Source organism: Streptomyces sp. SID14478, assembly GCF_010548525.1.
In the GTDB taxonomy this organism is placed as follows: Bacteria; Actinomycetota; Actinomycetes; order Streptomycetales; family Streptomycetaceae; genus Streptomyces.
The window spans coordinates 1-727 of record NZ_JAAGMG010000130.1 but is presented as its reverse complement, the minus strand read 5'-3'; the positions used below and the strand labels follow the sequence as shown (position 1 = coordinate 727).

At 77.4% G+C, this 727-nt stretch carries 1 protein-coding gene; it reads left to right on the top strand.

Annotated elements, in window-relative coordinates:
* Positions 1 to 727 (top strand): DUF4139 domain-containing protein (locus G3I40_RS05040; protein ID WP_164300939.1); only part of this gene is annotated, 727 nt, incomplete at both ends.

Here is a 727-nt window from a genome sequence, read left to right as displayed (position 1 = left end):
CTGCCCCGGTCGCTGACCCCCGGCTCCCTGCGCGCCCGTGTCGTGGACGCCCCGGGCGCACGCGTCACCGAGGCCCGGCCGACGGTCGAGGCCGAACCGGTGGCTGCCGAGGCGCAATCCGAACTCGCCCGCGAGGTGGAGCGGCTGGAGGAGGCCCGGGAAGCGGCGCAGCTCCGCCGGGACCGCCAGGCGCGCCGCATCGAGGAGATCGCGGCGCTGCGCCCGGTCCCGCCGCCCCGCAGGCGTGACGATCCGGAGCATCGCCGTACGCCCGTCGACGCCTGGCTGGATCTCGCGGGGTTCGTCGACGAGCGGCTCACCGCCCTGCACGACGTGCTCACCGCCCAGGACGAGGAACTCCGCGGCATCGCGCACGAACTCGCGCTCGCCGAGGACCGCTGGGAGCGGGCGTCGACGGACGCCCCCGCGGTGCAGGTGCGGACCACGCTCGCGGCCGACCTCACGGTGGACGGGGCCGGTGCGGGCCCCGTCGAGGTGGAGGTCGAGTACCGGGTGCCGGGAGCCGTCTGGGTCCCGGCCTACCGGCTGACCCACCAGCAGGGGGAGGGCGACGCGGAGCTCGTGCTGCGCGCCTCGGTCGCCCAGCGCACCGGCGAGGACTGGACCGGTGTGCGCCTCGCCCTGTCCACCGCCGATCTGCACCGGCCCACCGGGGTGCCGACCCTGCGCTCGCTGCGGATCGGGCGGCGCCAGCCCGTCCCCGCCC